This window comes from Micromonospora sp. LHW51205 (assembly GCF_003315815.1).
Lineage (GTDB): Bacteria > Actinomycetota > Actinomycetes > Mycobacteriales > Micromonosporaceae > Micromonospora > Micromonospora chalcea.
Window position 1 is genome coordinate 1,189,767 of sequence record NZ_QMEZ01000001.1, and the last position, 15,485, is coordinate 1,205,251.

The 15,485-nt window shown below is 72.7% G+C and carries 19 protein-coding genes; 14 read left to right on the forward strand and 5 right to left on the reverse strand.

The window, feature by feature from the left end; genetic code table 11:
* Positions 1-16: 16 nt before the first annotated feature.
* The 8 genes from eccB to DQE82_RS05580 all read left to right on the forward strand — a co-directional run bounded on the left by eccB (position 17) and on the right by DQE82_RS05580 (position 6,333).
* Positions 17-1,486 (forward strand): type VII secretion protein EccB, encoded by a 1,470-nt coding sequence (gene eccB, locus DQE82_RS05545; RefSeq protein ID WP_069087832.1) that lies wholly within the window; start codon positions 17-19, stop codon positions 1,484-1,486.
* Between the two features lie 115 nt (positions 1,487-1,601).
* Positions 1,602-1,973, forward strand: a complete 372-nt coding sequence (locus tag DQE82_RS05550) for a hypothetical protein (RefSeq protein WP_030503518.1) — start codon at positions 1,602-1,604, stop codon at positions 1,971-1,973.
* Positions 1,966-3,243, forward strand: a complete 1,278-nt coding sequence (locus DQE82_RS05555) for a WXG100 family type VII secretion target (RefSeq protein WP_113972141.1) — start codon at positions 1,966-1,968, stop codon at positions 3,241-3,243. Before DQE82_RS05550 ends, DQE82_RS05555 begins: the two co-directional genes overlap by 8 nt.
* A 107-nt stretch (positions 3,244-3,350) precedes the next feature.
* Complete coding sequence (locus tag DQE82_RS05560; protein WP_064448612.1) at positions 3,351-3,746, forward strand: hypothetical protein; 396 nt, start codon at positions 3,351-3,353, stop codon at positions 3,744-3,746.
* A gap of 146 nt (positions 3,747-3,892) precedes the next feature.
* Positions 3,893-4,726, forward strand: a complete 834-nt coding sequence (locus DQE82_RS05565; RefSeq protein ID WP_064448627.1) for a hypothetical protein — start codon at positions 3,893-3,895, stop codon at positions 4,724-4,726.
* A 77-nt stretch (positions 4,727-4,803) separates the two neighbouring features.
* Entirely contained in the window at positions 4,804-5,142 is a 339-nt protein-coding gene (locus DQE82_RS05570) for a YkvA family protein (protein WP_043327093.1), read from the forward strand.
* A 22-nt stretch (positions 5,143-5,164) separates the two neighbouring features.
* Positions 5,165-5,578, forward strand: a complete 414-nt coding sequence (locus tag DQE82_RS05575; RefSeq protein WP_069087830.1) for a pyridoxamine 5'-phosphate oxidase family protein — start codon at positions 5,165-5,167, stop codon at positions 5,576-5,578.
* 146 nt (positions 5,579-5,724) lie between these two features.
* Positions 5,725-6,333, forward strand: coding sequence for a C39 family peptidase (locus tag DQE82_RS05580; RefSeq protein WP_064448614.1), 609 nt, complete (start codon positions 5,725-5,727; stop codon positions 6,331-6,333).
* A 77-nt stretch (positions 6,334-6,410) separates the two neighbouring features.
* Here DQE82_RS05580 and DQE82_RS05585 read toward each other — a convergent pair whose 3' ends face one another.
* The gene (locus DQE82_RS05585; protein ID WP_113972142.1) at positions 6,411-6,593 is read right to left on the reverse strand and encodes an antitoxin; all 183 of its coding nucleotides are present in this window, start codon (positions 6,591-6,593) and stop codon (positions 6,411-6,413) included.
* A 129-nt stretch (positions 6,594-6,722) separates the two neighbouring features.
* On the opposite strand from DQE82_RS05585, the gene DQE82_RS05590 reads away from it, so the two are divergent.
* The gene (locus DQE82_RS05590; RefSeq protein ID WP_113972143.1) at positions 6,723-7,856 is read left to right on the forward strand and encodes an AI-2E family transporter; all 1,134 of its coding nucleotides are present in this window, start codon (positions 6,723-6,725) and stop codon (positions 7,854-7,856) included.
* 11 nt (positions 7,857-7,867) lie between these two features.
* Here DQE82_RS05590 and DQE82_RS05595 read toward each other — a convergent pair whose 3' ends face one another.
* Positions 7,868-8,521: a dienelactone hydrolase family protein gene (locus tag DQE82_RS05595; RefSeq protein WP_043327103.1), complete on the reverse strand. Its 654-nt coding sequence runs from the start codon at positions 8,519-8,521 to the stop codon at positions 7,868-7,870.
* Between the two features lie 421 nt (positions 8,522-8,942).
* On the opposite strand from DQE82_RS05595, the gene DQE82_RS05600 reads away from it, so the two are divergent.
* The 3 genes from DQE82_RS05600 (at position 8,943) to DQE82_RS05610 (ending at position 9,893) form a co-directional block, all read left to right on the forward strand.
* A complete protein-coding gene (locus DQE82_RS05600) occupies positions 8,943-9,335 on the forward strand; it encodes a MerR family transcriptional regulator (RefSeq protein WP_030503529.1) in 393 nt (130 codons plus the stop codon).
* Positions 9,305-9,652 (forward strand): co-chaperone YbbN, encoded by a 348-nt coding sequence (locus DQE82_RS05605; RefSeq protein ID WP_043327107.1) that lies wholly within the window; start codon positions 9,305-9,307, stop codon positions 9,650-9,652. Before DQE82_RS05600 ends, DQE82_RS05605 begins: the two co-directional genes overlap by 31 nt.
* Before the next feature lie 61 nt (positions 9,653-9,713).
* Positions 9,714-9,893: a hypothetical protein gene (locus tag DQE82_RS05610; protein WP_030503531.1), complete on the forward strand. Its 180-nt coding sequence runs from the start codon at positions 9,714-9,716 to the stop codon at positions 9,891-9,893.
* A gap of 43 nt (positions 9,894-9,936) precedes the next feature.
* On the opposite strand, the gene DQE82_RS05615 is transcribed toward DQE82_RS05610, so the two are convergent.
* Genes DQE82_RS05615 through DQE82_RS05625 form a run of 3 tightly spaced genes read right to left on the reverse strand, consistent with a single transcriptional unit; the run spans position 9,937 to position 13,569 of the window.
* A complete protein-coding gene (locus DQE82_RS05615) occupies positions 9,937-12,306 on the reverse strand; it encodes a glycoside hydrolase family 65 protein (protein WP_043327109.1) in 2,370 nt (789 codons plus the stop codon).
* Positions 12,303-13,055, reverse strand: coding sequence for an HAD family phosphatase (locus DQE82_RS05620; RefSeq protein ID WP_104115972.1), 753 nt, complete (start codon positions 13,053-13,055; stop codon positions 12,303-12,305). The genes DQE82_RS05615 and DQE82_RS05620 overlap by 4 nt, the downstream gene beginning before the upstream one ends.
* 46 nt (positions 13,056-13,101) lie before the next feature.
* Complete coding sequence (locus DQE82_RS05625) at positions 13,102-13,569, reverse strand: DUF4442 domain-containing protein (RefSeq protein WP_091414765.1); 468 nt, start codon at positions 13,567-13,569, stop codon at positions 13,102-13,104.
* A 131-nt stretch (positions 13,570-13,700) separates the two neighbouring features.
* On the opposite strand from DQE82_RS05625, the gene DQE82_RS05630 reads away from it, so the two are divergent.
* Complete coding sequence (locus DQE82_RS05630) at positions 13,701-14,879, forward strand: Fic family protein (RefSeq protein WP_030503535.1); 1,179 nt, start codon at positions 13,701-13,703, stop codon at positions 14,877-14,879.
* 67 nt (positions 14,880-14,946) lie between these two features.
* Complete coding sequence (locus tag DQE82_RS05635) at positions 14,947-15,471, forward strand: hypothetical protein (protein ID WP_069087827.1); 525 nt, start codon at positions 14,947-14,949, stop codon at positions 15,469-15,471.
* Positions 15,472-15,485: the final 14 nt, after the last annotated feature.

The following is a 15,485-nucleotide window of genomic DNA, read 5'->3' on the forward strand; positions in this document are numbered from 1 at the left end:
CCGCCGGAGGTTAGTCATGCGGACCCGCCGCGATCAGGTCCAGGCGTACCGCTTCGTCACCCGCCGCATCGTCTCGGCGCTGCTGTCGGGCGACCCGGAGACCAACGAACTGCCGATGCGCCGCCTCGGCATGGCGGTGTTCGGCAGCGTGATCGCGGCCGCCGTGGTGCTCGGCGGGGTGGGCGCGTACGGGCAGCTCACCAGCAACTCGGCGCCGCTGGAGCCGAACACGCTGGTGATCGAGCGGGAGACCGGCGCGACGTACTACTTCGGCGAGGACCGGGTGCTGCGCCCGACGCTCAACTACGCCTCGGCGCGGCTGATCGTCAACGACGCGGCGGCGAAGCCCCGCACCATGTCCCAGGCGTCCATCAAGGACCGGCCGCGCGGCCGGCTGGTCGGCATCGTGGGCGCCCCCGACGACTTGCCGGACCGCAAGTCCCTGGTCGGGCTCCCCTGGTCGGTGTGCGACGTGCCCGACCCGAACGACACGCAGCGCTCCACCACGCACCTGGTGATCGACCGGACGCTGCCCGGCGGCACCGCGCTCACCGACCGGGCCGTCGTGGTGCGCACCGGCGACGCCCGCTACCTGCTCACCGGCGGCTCGCGGCTGCGTGTCGCCGGCGACGACCAGGCGCTGGTGGCGTTGAAGATGGCCGGCGTCACGAACCTCACCGTCGGGCAGCAGCTGCTGAACGCGGTGCCGGTGGGGCCGGTGCTGCGCAAGCCCACGATCGACGGGGACGGCGGCGCGAGCGGGCTCACGGTGGGCGGCCGGCCGGCCCGGATCGGCCAGGTCTACCAGGCGGCCGGCCAGTACTACGTGCTCACCCGGCAGGGCCTGGCCACGGTCCGGGAGGTGACCGCGCTGCTGCTGCTCGGCCGGGGTGGCGAGGTGGCGCAGATCACGCCGGACGAGGCGGGCCGGCTCCTCACCGACCAGCGGCTGGAGCCGGACGGCCTGCCCGCCCGGCTGCCGACGCCGCACGAGGTCCGCCCGGGGCGCACGGTGCTCTGCGCCACCTACCGGCCCGGCCCGGCCGGCCAGCCGCCGACCACCACGCTTGAGGTCTTCGACTCCCCGCCGGCCGAGCTGACCGAGGCGACCGCGATGCCGTCGCGGCAGGGCGGCCGGGACGCGGTACGCACCGCCGAGAACGTGCTGCTGCCCGGCGGCAAGGGCGTGCTGGCGCAGGCCACGGCCGGAGAGAGCGGCAAGCCGGCGGCCGGGTCGACGGTCTACCTGATCACCGCCCAGGGCATCCGCTTTCCGCTCGGCACCGCCGGGGGCGACGCGAAGAGCGCCCTCGGGTACGGCGACGTGACCCCGCTGGCCGTACCCGCCTCGCTGCTGGCGCTGGTGCCGACCGGCCCGACGCTGTCGCGCCAGGACGCGATGGCGTACTTCGATGCCTCGACCCCGGCGGCGCCCACCGCGACCCCCTCCACCGGCGGCGCCGCGGCCCAGGTCCAGGGCGGTTGACCGGCCCCGCCCGGGTCCGATGTGGATGGGGCCTGTCACGGGTCGCCCGGGTTGGCGCGTTTCGACTAACCTGAGTGCGGCGAAGGTTATCGACGATGACTACGGGGATGCAGCCATGACGGGGCGCACGACAGTAGACGTACTGTCCCTGGAGGACTTCCACCAGCGACTTGAGCGGCGGCTGGACGAGGCGGAGTCGGTGTTGCGCAAGCTGAACACCCAGATGCAGTGCCGCCCGCCCGCGCTCGGCACGTTCACCGACGCGACCGACAACGCACGTCGCTACTCCGAGACGCACCAGAGCTACGTCAACCACGTCGACCGGCTGCGCCGGGCGATCCTGGCCGCCCGCGAGGCGACCCACAAGATCATGACGAACTACAAGACCGCCGAGGCCCGCAACGCCGCCGCCGCGGCCGACATCGCCGCCGCCCTCTCGGGGCTGAACGAGGCGATGAAGCAGCCGAAGGAGGACCCGCGTGTCTGAGTACACCCGGCGCTACGAGCACGTCAGCCACGAGGAGCTCTACCAGGGCGTCAACGCCGGCGACCCGAAGCAGATCGAGGCGCTCAGCGCCCAGTGGACCTCCCTCAAGAGCACGCTCGACGACCTCGGCCGCGACCTCACCGCCGACCTGGAGGCGCTGTCCAAGAGCTGGACCGGCGACGCCGCGCGCGAGTTCACCAGGCGGCTGGACATGGTCGTGCGCTACTCCGGCAACCTCGCCGAGGGCATGACGGGCATCCGGCAGGGCCTCGACATGATGTCCAGCGAGCTGCGGGCCGCGCAGTCCAAGGCGGAGAGCCCGGAGAAGACCGACGACAACGACAAGCTGCTCTCCGGCGCCGGCAAGGGCTTCCTGCTCGGCGGCGCCCCCGGCGCGGTGATCGGCGGGATCGTCGGCCACCAGCAGGACAAGGCCGAGCAGGAGAAGGCGCACCAGCGGATGGTGCAGGTCGTGGCGAAGCTCGCCGAGGGCTACGACTTCTCGGCGTACGGCCGGATCGTCGTGCCGGACCCGCCCGAGGTCGAGCTGCCCGGCAACACCAGCAACGGCGACCCGACGCTGCAGAACGGCCCCTCGGTCAAGACGCCGTCGTCCGGCCCTAGCCTGGGCAGTTTCGGCCCGGGAGCGAGCGCCACCGCCACCACGTCGGGCGTGCACCACACGGCGCCGACCAGCGGCACGCCCGGTGCGGGCGCCCCGGGCGCGGGCACACCGGGCGGCAACCCCGGCGCGGGCGCTCCGGGCTCGGTCACCACCGGCGGCACCGTCGACCCGGGCGGCACCTCGCTGGCCGGCGCCGGCCCGTTGACCGGCACCACCGGCGGCCCGACGATCGGCGGCGGCGCGGGCTTCGGCTCCGGCGGCGGCCCCGCCACGATGACGGCCGGCGGGGGCGGCGGGCTCTACGGCGCCCCCGGCGTGCTCAGCACCGGGTCGCTCGCGGGCACCGGTCCCAACTCTGCGTCCTCGGCCCGGTTCGGCGGCGCGCCCGGCGCGGAGAACCGCGCGGCGGCCGGCACCGGCCGGCTCACCTCCGGTCGCGGCCTGGTGGTCGAGGCCGGGGGCAGGTCCGGCGAGCGGGCCGGCGGCACCGGGCGGCCCGCGATGGCCGGCCGCGGCGGCGTGCTCGGTGGTCGCGGCAGCCACGGCGACGACGAGTCCGACGGCCGGCTGACCTGGCTCACCGAGGACGAGATGGTCTGGGGCGACGGCGACGGCGCTCCGCCGCCGGTGCTCGGCGGCAACTGACAGCGGCATCGAGGCAGCGGTCCGTCCACAGCGACCCGTGGGACGGCTCACGTAACCAGCAAGATCTTTGAGCTGCGAAATCGTCCGCTGACCGATAGGTTGAATTGGTGCTGCCCGTAGCGTTCGCCCCGTCCACCTGGACGGCGACGCTGCGCCGGATCGCCCGCACGGCCGTGGCCGGCCTGGTGCTGATCGTCGGCCTCCAGGGCATCGCCGCCGCACCCGCCCATGCCGCCGTGACCGAGCAGTCCGTCGCGGTCACTGTCGCCTCCGCCGCCGCGCCGAGCGTGATCGCGTCTCCGGTTCCGGCCGAGGTCGGCCTGACGACGGTCGCGGCGGGCGGCACGACGGCCGACGGCGCGCCGCGGTCCACCTCCGGTCCCGCCGCCGACGCGGCCGGCACCGAATCCACAGCCGCCGGGCGGGTGCCCGGCGTCGAGGCCGTCGCCGTCGCCGACCCGGCTCGGGCAGCCATCGCCCGCCGCGGTCCGCCGCGCGCCTGACCGGGCCACCTTTCCGGTACGCCCCGGCGCGGCCACACCTGCCGCACCCGCGCGCCCTGCCGCGTCTCCGTAGCGAGACGCACCCCACCCGGATGACCGGGCCACAAACCGTTGTTCGTCAGTCGTTCCACCTTGAGGTGCTGGTGATGCAGACCGTCTTCTCCACCGTCCTGCCCGACGTCCCCGCTGCCGCCGTGATCTGGCTGGCTCTGCTCGCCGTGGCCGCCACAGTGGTCGCCGCCCTGATCGTCCGCCCGTCCCGGTTCCGCTCGGAGCTTGTCGACCGGATCAGTGACGCCGCCCGGCCGAGCAGCATCGATCAGGCCGAGCGGGCCCGCGTACAGGATCGGGAGCGGGACCGGTACGCCGACGAGGTGGCGGTGGCCGCCGCCCGCGCGGCGGCGACCGCCGAGCGGAGCCGGACGGAGTGGCTGACCGCCCAGGAGGAGGCCGAGGCGGCCTGGCAGGCGTACCAGGCGGCGGAGGACGACGTGCGGCGCCTGGCCGCCGCCGCGGCGCTGCCGCTGCCCCGGACCGCCCGGACCCCGGCCGAGTACGCGGACCGGGAGCGCTGGCTGCACCGGGCGGCGATGGACGCCCAGTGGCGCAACGAGATCACGGTGCGGCAGCTCAGCGACATCCTCGGCGGGAACGGCTGGGACCCGAGCCGGCACCCGGTGGAGCAGGAGCTGCTGCTGCGCCGGCTGGTTCGGGACAACCTCGCCGCCCGGCACCGGGCCGCCACGCAGCGGGAACAGGCCGCCTGGCAGGCCGCCGAGCGGGCCGCGGCGGCGGCGCAGAGCCTGCGCGACGAGGCGTTCGCGGCGCTGCACCCGGCCCCTGAGCCGCAGGCGGAGCTGTCCATCGTCGGGTTCGCCGGGCCGGAGACCACCCGGGAACTGCCGACCGGTTCGGCCGCCGTCGACATCACCCGCGAGCTGACCCCGGTTGCCCGGGGACGGGCGGCCGTGGCGGCCTGAGCGCCCCGGGCCACGACCCGGGGCGTCACGGCCACGACCCGCGGGCGGCATCGACCCGGCTCGGCTAGCGTGAGGGCGTGTCCCGTGAAGCCTGGGTGCTCGTCGTACTCGCCGCCGTCGTCGCGGCGGCCATGCTGGCCGGGGCGGTCGTGCTCGCCGTCCGGCTGGTCCGCACCCGCCGCATGCTCGGCGCGCTCGGCGCCGGCGGCAAGGTCGCGTTCTACGGCGCGCTGATCTACACGATCCTGCCGGTGGACCTGCTGCCCGACCCGATCTACCTGGACGACATGGGCGTGCTGGCCGGCGCGCTGTTCTACCTGGGCCGGCTGGCCGTCAAGCATCGTGCCGCCCAGGTGGAACAGCGGGCCACCGGGAAGTCCCCGGCGCTGCCGCCCGGCGCGGCGCCCCGCCGATGAGACACGCGAACGAGGAGACGGCATGGCGGGACGGCACCGGTTGGATCCGCACGACGGGCGGGTGGCCCGCTTCTTCGCGGACCGGCATCTCGCCACGCTGACCACGCTGCGCGCCGACGGCACCCCGCACGTCGTACCGGTGGGGGTGACCTTCGACCCGGAGGCCGGCCTGGCCCGGGTGATCACCTCGGCGGGGTCGGCCAAGGCGCGGCACGTCGCCGCGGCCGGACCGGACGGCACTCCGGTGGCGGTGTGCCAGGTCGACGGCCGCTGGTGGCTGACCGTGGAGGGCCGGGCGGCGCTGCGCCGCGACCCGGCTTCGGTGGCCGAGGCCGAACGGCGGTACGCCGAGCGTTATCGCACCCCGCGTCCGAATCCGGAGCGGGTGGTCATCGAGATCGCGGTGACCCGGCTCCTGGGCAGCCTGCCCGATTGAGGCGCTCTGTCCGGTTTCGCGGTGGCCCCGGTCACGCCTGGAAATGAGGCCCGGAAGCAGGGCGGTTGAACTCTCCGTACGCCGAGCGCCACTCCTGGTGCCGCGTCTCCCGCACGGAGCCGTCGACCCCCGAATGGAGCCTCGACATGAACCCGATCATCCGCAAGTGCCTGCTCTCCGTCGCCGGTCTCGCCGCTGCCGGCGGTGCCGTCGCCGGCCCGGCTGCCGCCCACGCGGCCCCGGTCAAGGGCAAGGGTGACCGCACCGCCGACTACGAGTACCAGGCTCAGCCGAACTTCTTCTACTGTGGTCCCGCCTCGGCCCGCATCGCGCTCTCGGCCGAGGGCAAGGACGTGAGCCAGGACGAGCTGGCGGCGAAGCTGGGCACCACCCAGAACGGCACCGACTCTGCCATCGACATCACCCGCGTGCTCAACGAGTACACCGGCGGCAAGTACCGGACCACCGAAATCCGCGACGACGTGGCCACCCCGGAGCAGGTGGCCCGCCTGCGCGCGGACATCCGGACCGCCGTGGACGACGACCGGCCGGTGGTGGCGAACATCCTGGGCGGCGCCCGGGACATCGACGGGGTGGAGCACAGCTACCCCGGCCACTACCTGACCGTGGTGCGGTACGAGGGCGACGCCGACACCGTCCTCATCGCCGACCCGGCCCGGCCGGACACGCCGACGTACTGGATGGACGTGACCGAGCTGGCCAACTGGATCGCCGGACGCGGCTACAGCTCCTGACCCCGACGCCACGGCGGCCACGCTCCCTGAGGGGGCGTGGCCGCCGTCGTGTCCGGAGCCGGTGCGGGTGTACGGGGTCAGCGCCCGGTGTCACCCTCGCCGGTCCGCTGCTGCGCCATGTCGACGCCCTTGTCGATCTGGGCGTCGTACTTGCCGCCGGTGCGCTTGTCGGCCGCGCCACCCGCCTTCTCGATGCCCTGGTCGACCTGCTTGTCATGCTTGTCGGCGAAGTCCTTGGCCTTGTCCATGAAGTCGCTCATGTCGGATCTCCCTTCGATACGTTGGAAGCCTTCCCTGGGGCTGGGGGCACAAACACCGGGTGGGCGATTCCCGCCGGGGTGTCGGATCGACGTGCGTCGGGTACCAACGGCCACGATCGAGGAGGCGACGTGGACGCTGATGGATCCGAGCCGACGCGGCCGGCACCGACGACCGGCCCCCGGCAGACCTGGGCGGGGCTGCCCTGGCCGGTACGGACCGCTGTCACCTGGAGCGCCTGTCTCCTCGTGGTGACGGCCGGGTTGTGGCTGCTGGGGCAGATCGCGGTGCTGCTCGCGCCGCTGGCGGTGGCGCTGGCCGGCACGCTCTTCCTCACCGCGCTGCTCGATCCGGTCCTGGTACGCCTGCGCCGGCTGCGGGTGCCGGCCGGGCTCGCCGCGCTGCTCACCGTCCTGCTGCTGCTCGGCGTCCTCGGTGGTGCCGGCGTACTGGTCTGGAACCTCACCGCGAGCCAGTTCGGCGAGCTGAGCCAGCAACTCGACGAGGGGCTGCAACGCACCCGCGACTTCGTCACCTCCAGCCTGCCGGTCACCGATCAGCAGCTCGACCGGCTGGTGGAGCAGATCCGGCAGGGCCTGAGCAGCGGGACGCCCGACCCGGTGGCCGGGGCGCGCAAGGCAGCCGAGGTGGCCGGCGCGATCCTGCTCGCGCTGGTGCTGCTGTTCTTCCTGCTCAAGGACGGCCGTTCGATGTGGCACTGGGTGTTGCGCCGGCTGACCGGTCCGCGCCGGGAGCTGACCGCCGAGGCGGGCCGGGCCGGCTGGCGCACGCTCGGCGCGTACAGCCGGGGCACGATGATCATCGCGGCCATCGACGCCATCGGCATCGGACTGGCGCTTGTCGTGTTGCGGGTCCCGCTGGCCCTGCCGCTCGCCCTGATCACGTTCCTCGGCGGCTTCGTGCCGATCATCGGTGCCACGGTGGCCGGCGCGGTGGCGGTGCTTGTCGCGCTCGCCGCGAACGGTCCCACCACGGCTCTGCTCACGCTCGCCGCGGTGATCGCCGTCCAGCAGATCGAGGGCAACCTGCTGGAGCCACTGGTGATGCGGCGGCAGGTGCAACTGCATCCGGCGGTCATCCTGGTGGTGGTCACCGCCGGCACGCTGGTCGCCGGGGTGGCCGGCGCGTTCGTGTCGGTGCCGATCGCGGCGGTGCTCTGGCGGGTGCTGGACACCGTGCAGCGGCACCGCGCCGAAACCGGCCGCGCCGCCGGGCCGGACCCGGCCGTCGAAGCCGCGGGCTGACGGGCTGCCGCTCAGGCGGGGTGCGGCTGGCGCAGGTGGGTGGTGAACCAGGTACCTGCCTGGTCGGCCACCTGCTCCAGCGTGCCGGGCTCCTCGAACAGGTGGGTGGCGCCGGGCACGATCCGCAGCTCCGCCACCTCGCCGAGCGCGTCCCGGGCCTGCTCGTTGAGCACGATCACCTGCTCGTCCAGGCCGCCGACGAGCAGCAGCGTCGGTGCGCGTACCGCGGTCAGTGAGCTTCCGGCCAGGTCGGGCCGGCCACCCCGGGAGACCACCGCGGCCACCCGGTCCGGCCGGGCCGCCGCGGCGACCAGGGCGGCGGCGGCGCCGGTGCTGGCCCCGAACAGCCCGATCGGGAGCCGCCCCAGCTCCGGGTCGGCGCCCATCCAGTCGACGATCCCGGCCAGGCGCTCGGCCAGCATCCCGATGTCGAAGCGCAGTTCGGCGGTGACCTCGTCCCGCGCCTCCTCGTCGGCGGTCAGCAGGTCGACCAGCACGGTGGCCAGCCCACGGTCGTTGAGCGCGCGTCCGACGGCCGTGTTGCGCGGGCTGTGCCGCGAGCTGCCGCTCCCGTGCGCGAACAGCACCACCCCACCGGCCCCGCCGGGCACACTGACATCCCCGACGAGCCCTCCGTCGACAACAGGCACCGAAACCTCACGCATATCCCTCCACCCCCCGCCCACCCGATACCCCCCAACCGCACGATCATGAAGTTGACGGCCCAGAAAGCGCCCCCTCCCCGCCAACTTCATGATCACGCCCATCCGGGCAAGACCACGGGAGATCTTGGTACGAAACGGCCCCTGGAGGGGCCGTTTCGTACCAAGATCCACGGGGACGCCACCCCAGCCCCACCGGACCCCGCCCCGACGGGGTCGATCATGAAGTTGGCGGCAGATTTGGAGATCCACAACGCCGTCAACCTCATGATCGACGGGGACAGCCAGCGGGGATCCCGGCGGGGAACGCCGCGCGGGGACGCCGCGCGGGGAACGCCGCGCGGGGAGGCCGCGCGTGCGGGGTTGCGTTGACGTCGGCGGCAAGGTTTAGCGTCGATTCACCAGGCAGGGACGGGGGCGGCGGATGCGGATCGGGGAGCTGGCGCGGCGGGCCGGTACGAGCACCCGCACCCTGCGCTACTACGAGACCCACGGCCTGGTCCGGCCGGGCCGGTCCGCCAACGGGTACCGGGTCTACGACGAGGCGGAACTGCGCGTCGTCCGCGAGATCCGCTCCCTGCTGGCGATCGGTTTCGGCCTGGACGACATCCGCCCGTTCGTCGCCTGCCTGCGCGCGGGGAACGACTCCGGTGACGTCTGCCCCGATTCGGTGGCGGTGCTGCGGCGCAAGCTCGCCGAGGTGGACGACTACCTCGACCGGCTGGGCGACGTCCGCCGCCGCCTGCACGACCAGCTCGCCCACGCGATCGCCCAACGGGAGGAAACATGCCTCAGGACACGGGGACCGGCCGGCTGACCCCGGTCACCGACGACACTTTCGCGGCCACCGTGCTGGCCGCCGACCGGCCCGTGGTGGTCGACTTCTGGGCCGAGTGGTGCCCGCCGTGCCGGGTGGTGTCGAAGCACCTGGCCGAGCTGGCCGAGGAGTTCGGCGACGCGCTGCGCTTCGTCACCCTCAACACCGACGAGAACCCGGCCACCACCCGCGCCCACCGGATCATGTCCGCGCCGACCATGCTGGTGTTCCGGGACGGCGAGGTGGTCGGCTCGATCGTCGGCTCCCGCCCCAAGGACCACCTGCGGCGCAGCTTCGCCCGCCACCTGGACGGTTGAGCCGCCGCCGGGCGGGAACGCGCGGGGTGACCACGGACCCCGACGGATCGCGAGGATCGTCATGGCGAAACAGGACAGGTCCCGGGAACAGGAACTCACCGACCAGGAGCGTCGCAAGCGGGAGCTTGAGGGCTCGCCGGACTGGGCCGACCGCGCCTCGACGGCGCGGACATCCGACGATCCGCGGGCCACGGCGCCGCGCGACGCCGGCGGGCGCCCGTCCAACGGCCGCCAGTTCTGAGGGTACGCGTACCGAGCGGTCCCGCCTCTTCGGGGCGGGACCGCTACATGCGTTCCGGCAGGTGCATCAGCGGCGCGCGGCCCTGCGGCTGCTCCGGCTGCGGCTCGGTCGGGTGCTCGGGCGGGATCGGCACGGTGACCGGCTGCGCCGAGGTGACCCGCAGCGGCTCGCCGTGGTGCCGCAGCTCCACCACCGTGTCCGGGCCGCCGTTGCGCAGCGAGTACGTGGTCTGGTGCGGCCGCACGTCGACGCGCAGTCGCATCCCGCGCCACTGGAGCGAGAACTCCAGTCGGCTGAGGCGGCTGGAGAGCCGGGGCGCGAAGGAGAGCGTCCCGTCGTGGTCCCGCAGGCCGCCGAATCCGGCGACGAGCGCGATCCAGGCGCCGGCCAGGGACGCCATGTGCACGCCGTCGCGGGTGTTCTCGTTCAGGTCGTGCAAATCCATCAGCGCGGCCTCGCGCAGGTAGCGGTGGGCCAGTTCGAGGAAGCCGACCTCGGCCGCGAGCACCGCCTGGGTGCAGGCGCTCAACGACGAGTCGCGTACGGTGCGCCGCTCGTAGTAGACGAAGTTGCGCAGTTTCTCGGCGGCGCTGAACGCGTCGCCCCGCCAGTGCATGGCGAGCACCAGGTCGGCCTGCTTGACGACCTGCTTCCGGTAGAGGTCGAAGTACGGGTAGTGCAGCAGCAGCGGGTACTTCTCCGGTGGCGTGTGCTCGAAGTCCCACTCCTGGAACCGGGTGAACCCCTCGACCTGCTCGTGCACCTCGGTCTCGGCGTCGTACGGGACGTGCATGTCGTTCGCGGCGTCCCGCCACGCGGCGGCTTCCTCCTCGGTGACGCCGAGGTCGAGGGCCTGGTCCCGGTAGCGCATCGCGCAGTCCGCGGCGGTACGCAGGTTCCGCTGCGCCATCAGGTTGGTGTAGACGTTGTCGTTCTTCACGGCTGTGTACTCGTCGGGGCCGGTCACGCCGTCGATGTGGAACTGCCCGGCCCGGTCGTGGTGGCCGAGGGATCGCCACAGCCGGGCGGTCTCGACAAGCAGTTCCAGTCCGATCTCGCGTTCCAGTGTCTCGTCGCCGGTGACCAGCACGTAGCGGCGCAGCGCGTCGGCGACGTCGGCGGCGATGTGGAACGCGGCGGTTCCGGCCGGCCAGTACGCCGACGACTCGGGTCCTTCGATGGTGCGCCACGGGAAGGCGGCGCCTTCGAGGTTCAGCGTGCGGGCCCGCTCCTGGGCCTGGGCGAGCGTGGCGTGCCGCCACTGCAGCGCGTCGCGGACCGCGCCGGGCTGGGTGTACGTGAGCACCGGCAGCACGAACATCTCGGTGTCCCAGAATGCGTGGCCGTCGTACCCGGGGCCGGTGAGGCCCTTGGCGGAGATCGGCCGCCGTTCCCCGCGGGCGCCGGCCTGGAGCACGTGGAAGAGGCCGAAGCGGACGGCCTGCTGGACCTCCGGGTCGCCTTCGACGCGCACGTCGGCGGCGTCCCAGAACGCGTCGAGGTATTCCCGCTGCGCCCGGCGCAGCCCGTCCCAGCCGTCGAGCCGGGCCGCGGCGAGCGCCGCGCCGACCTGGTCGCGCAGCGCCGGCAGCGACCGGCGGCTGGACCAGCCGTACGTGAGGTACTTGATCACGTGCAGCTTCTCGCCGGGCTTGAGCACGCAGCCGATGGTGGTGCGGACCCAGTCCTCGTACCCTTCGCTCTCGATCGTGGTGCGTTCGGGGCCGTGCACGTCGTGGCCCATGGCGGCGGCGACCCGCAGGCCGCTGACCTTGGTCCGGTGGATGAGCAGGCCGCCGTCGTCGGTGGTGAGTTCTTCCTCGGCCTGCAGCGGTGACTCCAGCACGGCGGCCACCCGGGGGTCGCGGCTCTGCGGCGGCAGCGTCTCGTTGGCCACCAGCTCGGACTGGAGGATCAGCCGCAGCGGCCCGTCGACCGGCTCCACCTCGTAGTGGATGGCGGCGACCGAGCGCTGGGTGAACGACACCAGCCGGGTGGTGCGGACCTTGACCTCGCGCCCGGCCGGGGAACGCCAGTGCAGGTCGCGTTGGAGCGTTCCGGCGCGCATGTCGAGGACCCGCTCGTGGGCGAGCACCTCGCCGTAGCGGACGTCGAGCGGTTCGTCGTCCACGAGCAGCCGGATCAGTTTGCCGTTGGTGACGTTGACGATGGTCTGCCCCGACTCGGGGAAGCCGAAGCCGGCTTCCGCGTACGGCAGCGGGCGCAGTTCGTAGAAGGAGTTCAGGTAGGTGCCGGGTAGGCCGTGCGGCTCGCCCTCGTCGAGGTTGCCGCGCAGCCCGATGTGCCCGTTGGAGAGCGCGAACACCGACTCGGACTGGGCCAGCACGTCCATGTCGAGGCGTACCTCCCGGACATGCCAGGGCTCGACCGGATACGCCCGTTCCCGGATCACGCGGCCGGCTCCGCCGCGAGCAGTTCGGCGAGGTCGGTGACCACCACGTCGGCGCCGTGCGCCAGCAGCTCGTCGGCCTGGCCGACCCGGTCGACGCCGATCACGTACCCGAATCCGCCGGCCCGTCCGGCGGCCACGCCGGCGAGGGCGTCCTCGAAGACGGCGGCCTGCGCCGGTTCGACGCCGAGCAGCCGCGCGCCTTCCAGGAACGTGTCCGGGGCCGGTTTGCCGCGCAGCCCGTTCGCGCGGGCGACCACGCCGTCGACCCGCGCCTCCAGCCAGTGGTCCAGCCCAGCGGCGTGCACCACGGCGGCGCAGTTGGCGCTGGCCGAGACGACCGCCCGCCGCAGCCCGGCCGCGGTGGCGGCCTCCAGGTAGCGAACCGAACCTTCGTACGCCTCGACGCCGTGCTGCTCGATCCGCTGGAGCAGGACGACGTTCTTGCGGTTGCCGAGGCCGTTGACCGTGTCCGCCTCGGGTGGGTCGTCGGGTGAGCCCTCGGGCAGGGTGATGCCGCGCGAGGCCAGGAATGTGCGCACCCCGTCGGCGCGCGGTCTGCCGTCCACGTAACGGTTGTAGTCCGGTCCGGGGTCGAACGGTTGGAACGGCTCGCCGGTTTCGACGGACCGTCGCCGCAGGTAGGCGTCGAACGTCTCCGCCCAGGCGGCGTTGTGCACCTTGGCGGTCTGCGTCAGCACACCGTCCAGATCGAAGAGACACGCGCTCACGTGCGCGGGGAGGCCCAGCATCGCTTGAATCTATCCGGCGCTCGCCCCGGGCAAACCCGTTCAGGGCTCAGCGGTTCGGGCGCAGCGTCCAGATCACGGTGAGCGAGGAGGTGAGCGTGCCGTCCTCGGTGCGGACCTCCACCTCGACCGGGAACTCGGGCCGTCGCCCGGCGTCCAGCTCGGCCAGCACCTCGGCGGGGACACCGCCGAGCCGCGCCGTCGCCAGCACCGGCCCCACCGCCACCTTGAGGTAGCGGATGGTCGCGGTCACGGCCAGGGGTACGGCCCGGTCGAGCACCTGCCCGAACGCGGCCAGGACAACCGCGCCCGAGGCGGTCTCCCCCAGCGTGAACATGGCTCCGGCGTGCGGGCCGCCCACGTGGTTGTGGTGCGCCGGGTCGTCGGGGAGCCGGACCACGGCCCGGACCCCGCCCTCGGCCTCGGGCGCCACCTCGACGAACTCGATCCCGAGCGTGCGGGCGAACGGCACGGCGTCGAGGAGACCGGCCGCGACCTGGCGAGAGTCGATGCTCATGCCCGAACGCTACTCGCCGGTAACTTCCCCGGCAAGACACCGGAACACGTTGGCCGAATGTCACTAAATAAGTGACATCCACGTCGCCTGACGCTAGCCTTGTCTCTTATTAAGAGACATTGGGACATGAGATGATCTACGCCACCCCAGAACTCAACGATCGCGACGAGACCGTCCTGGCCGAGGTGCATGACATGCGCCGCATGCTCGCCGATGTCCTGCGCACTCCTCGCCGGTGGACCGGCGGCCTCCGGCGCACGATGTTGGCCCGCGCGATTCTCGGCTCCAACAGCATCGAGGGCTACGTGGTCGCCGAGGACGACGCCGCCGCCGCGCTAGACGGCGAGGAGCCGCTGAGCGCCGACGACCGGACCTTCGCCGAGATCCGGGGCTATCGGCAGGCTCTGGGATACGTGCTGCAAACCGCCGGGGATCCGCACTTCCGGTTCGACACGTCGGTGATCCGCAGCATGCACTACATGATGCTCTCGCACGATCTGGGCAAGAGCCCGGGGCAATATCGCAAGGGCCCGATCTACGTCCACGATGAGCGAACCGATGAGCGGGTGTACGAGGGCGCGGACGCCGACCACGTGCCTCACCTCATGGAGGAGCTAACCGAAGATCTACGGTCGGATGTCACCGCCTCTCCGCTCGTCAAAGCAGCCATGGCGCATCTGAACCTGGTGATGATCCATCCGTTCCGTGATGGCAACGGGCGAATGGCACGCGCCCTTCAGACGTTGGTGCTCTCCCGACGCGCGATCGTCGAGCCTGCTTTCTCCAGCATCGAGGAATGGCTGGGCAGCAACACCGAGGACTACTACCGGGTGTTGGCGGTTACCGGACGTGGCCGCTGGAACCCCGAAGGTTCGGCGCACCTCTGGGTGTCGTTCAACCTGCGCGCCCATCACATGCAGGCGCAGACCGTCGCTCGCCGCTTCGAGGAGGCGTCCGGCATCTGGTCGGAGTTGGACGCGATCGTTGCCGAGAACAGGCTCCCTGAGCGGGTGACCGATCTCCTCTACGAGGCAGTCCTGGGCTATCGCATCCGTCGCTCCGGGTACGTCAAACTTGCCGATGTCGAGGACAGGACCGCATCTCGGGATCTGGCCAGCCTTGTCGAGCAGGGCCTTCTGGAAGCACGAGGTGAGCGGCGGGGCAGGCATTACGTCGCCGGCCCCACGCTGGTGACGGTGCGGGAAAGAGTCCATGCTCAGCGCAAACCGATCAGCGACCCCTATCCGGCCATGCCGGTCGTTCTCGCAACCGAGGCTGCCAATACGACCGGCTCAGGTGAACGCTTGTAACCACGGCTTATTTCACGGCGCTGTCGCGGCGTTTCGGCGGCTGTCGACTCCGGGTAGCGAATGGCCCATGAACCGCGATCTCGCGCGCGGGCTGACGGTGGCGTGGGCGCTCCCGGAGTTCCGCGACGGGCTGCGTCACCTCGTCGACCTCGACGAGGTGACAGTGCTGCTGGCCGCACTGTCCCTTCCGGACCGCGACCGCGAGGTCGAGCGCAGCGCGCTGGGCCTGCTGCGGTCCGGGCTCGACAGCACCGAGGTCCGGGAGGCGGTGTTGCTGCTGCTGGAGCGGGACACCGTACGCCGGCCGCTCGTCGCCGCGGCGGTGGAGCCGCTCGCCGACCGTCCCGGCCTGGTCACCGCCGTCACGTCCGCGGCCGAGGACCCCCGGGTACGCCACGAGGTAAGGGCGATGCTGGACAGCCCCGGCGTCCGCGAGCTGATCTGGCGGGCGGCCGACGACCAGGTGAGCGACAACCGGTTCGGGCTGGTCCGCCGGGCGGCGGTGCTGTTCGTCCGGCACCCGAGCGCGCGGCGACTGGCGTGGGCGCTCCGCCGGCACGGCGTGCTCCGCGAACTGCGCCGCAAGGCGTGATCCGGAGCCGCATC

What these genes read in the sequence shown, in the direction of transcription:
- DQE82_RS05600 (WP_030503529.1), top strand. Translation starts at nt 8,943, where the DNA reads ATGCGGATCGGGGAGCTGGCGCGGCGGGCCGGTACGAGCACCCGCACC.
- DQE82_RS05620 (WP_104115972.1), bottom strand. Translation starts at nt 13,055, where the DNA reads ATGCTGGGCCTCCCCGCGCACGTGAGCGCGTGTCTCTTCGATCTGGAC.
- DQE82_RS05565 (WP_064448627.1), top strand. Translation starts at nt 3,893, where the DNA reads ATGCAGACCGTCTTCTCCACCGTCCTGCCCGACGTCCCCGCTGCCGCC.
- DQE82_RS05585 (WP_113972142.1), bottom strand. Translation starts at nt 6,593, where the DNA reads ATGAGCGACTTCATGGACAAGGCCAAGGACTTCGCCGACAAGCATGAC.
- DQE82_RS05610 (WP_030503531.1), top strand. Translation starts at nt 9,714, where the DNA reads ATGGCGAAACAGGACAGGTCCCGGGAACAGGAACTCACCGACCAGGAG.
- DQE82_RS05625 (WP_091414765.1), bottom strand. Translation starts at nt 13,569, where the DNA reads ATGAGCATCGACTCTCGCCAGGTCGCGGCCGGTCTCCTCGACGCCGTG.
- eccB (WP_069087832.1), top strand. Translation starts at nt 17, where the DNA reads ATGCGGACCCGCCGCGATCAGGTCCAGGCGTACCGCTTCGTCACCCGC.
- DQE82_RS05605 (WP_043327107.1), top strand. Translation starts at nt 9,305, where the DNA reads ATGCCTCAGGACACGGGGACCGGCCGGCTGACCCCGGTCACCGACGAC.
- DQE82_RS05595 (WP_043327103.1), bottom strand. Translation starts at nt 8,521, where the DNA reads ATGCGTGAGGTTTCGGTGCCTGTTGTCGACGGAGGGCTCGTCGGGGAT.
- DQE82_RS05580 (WP_064448614.1), top strand. Translation starts at nt 5,725, where the DNA reads ATGAACCCGATCATCCGCAAGTGCCTGCTCTCCGTCGCCGGTCTCGCC.
- DQE82_RS05630 (WP_030503535.1), top strand. Translation starts at nt 13,701, where the DNA reads ATGATCTACGCCACCCCAGAACTCAACGATCGCGACGAGACCGTCCTG.
- DQE82_RS05635 (WP_069087827.1), top strand. Translation starts at nt 14,947, where the DNA reads ATGAACCGCGATCTCGCGCGCGGGCTGACGGTGGCGTGGGCGCTCCCG.
- DQE82_RS05575 (WP_069087830.1), top strand. Translation starts at nt 5,165, where the DNA reads ATGGCGGGACGGCACCGGTTGGATCCGCACGACGGGCGGGTGGCCCGC.
- DQE82_RS05550 (WP_030503518.1), top strand. Translation starts at nt 1,602, where the DNA reads ATGACGGGGCGCACGACAGTAGACGTACTGTCCCTGGAGGACTTCCAC.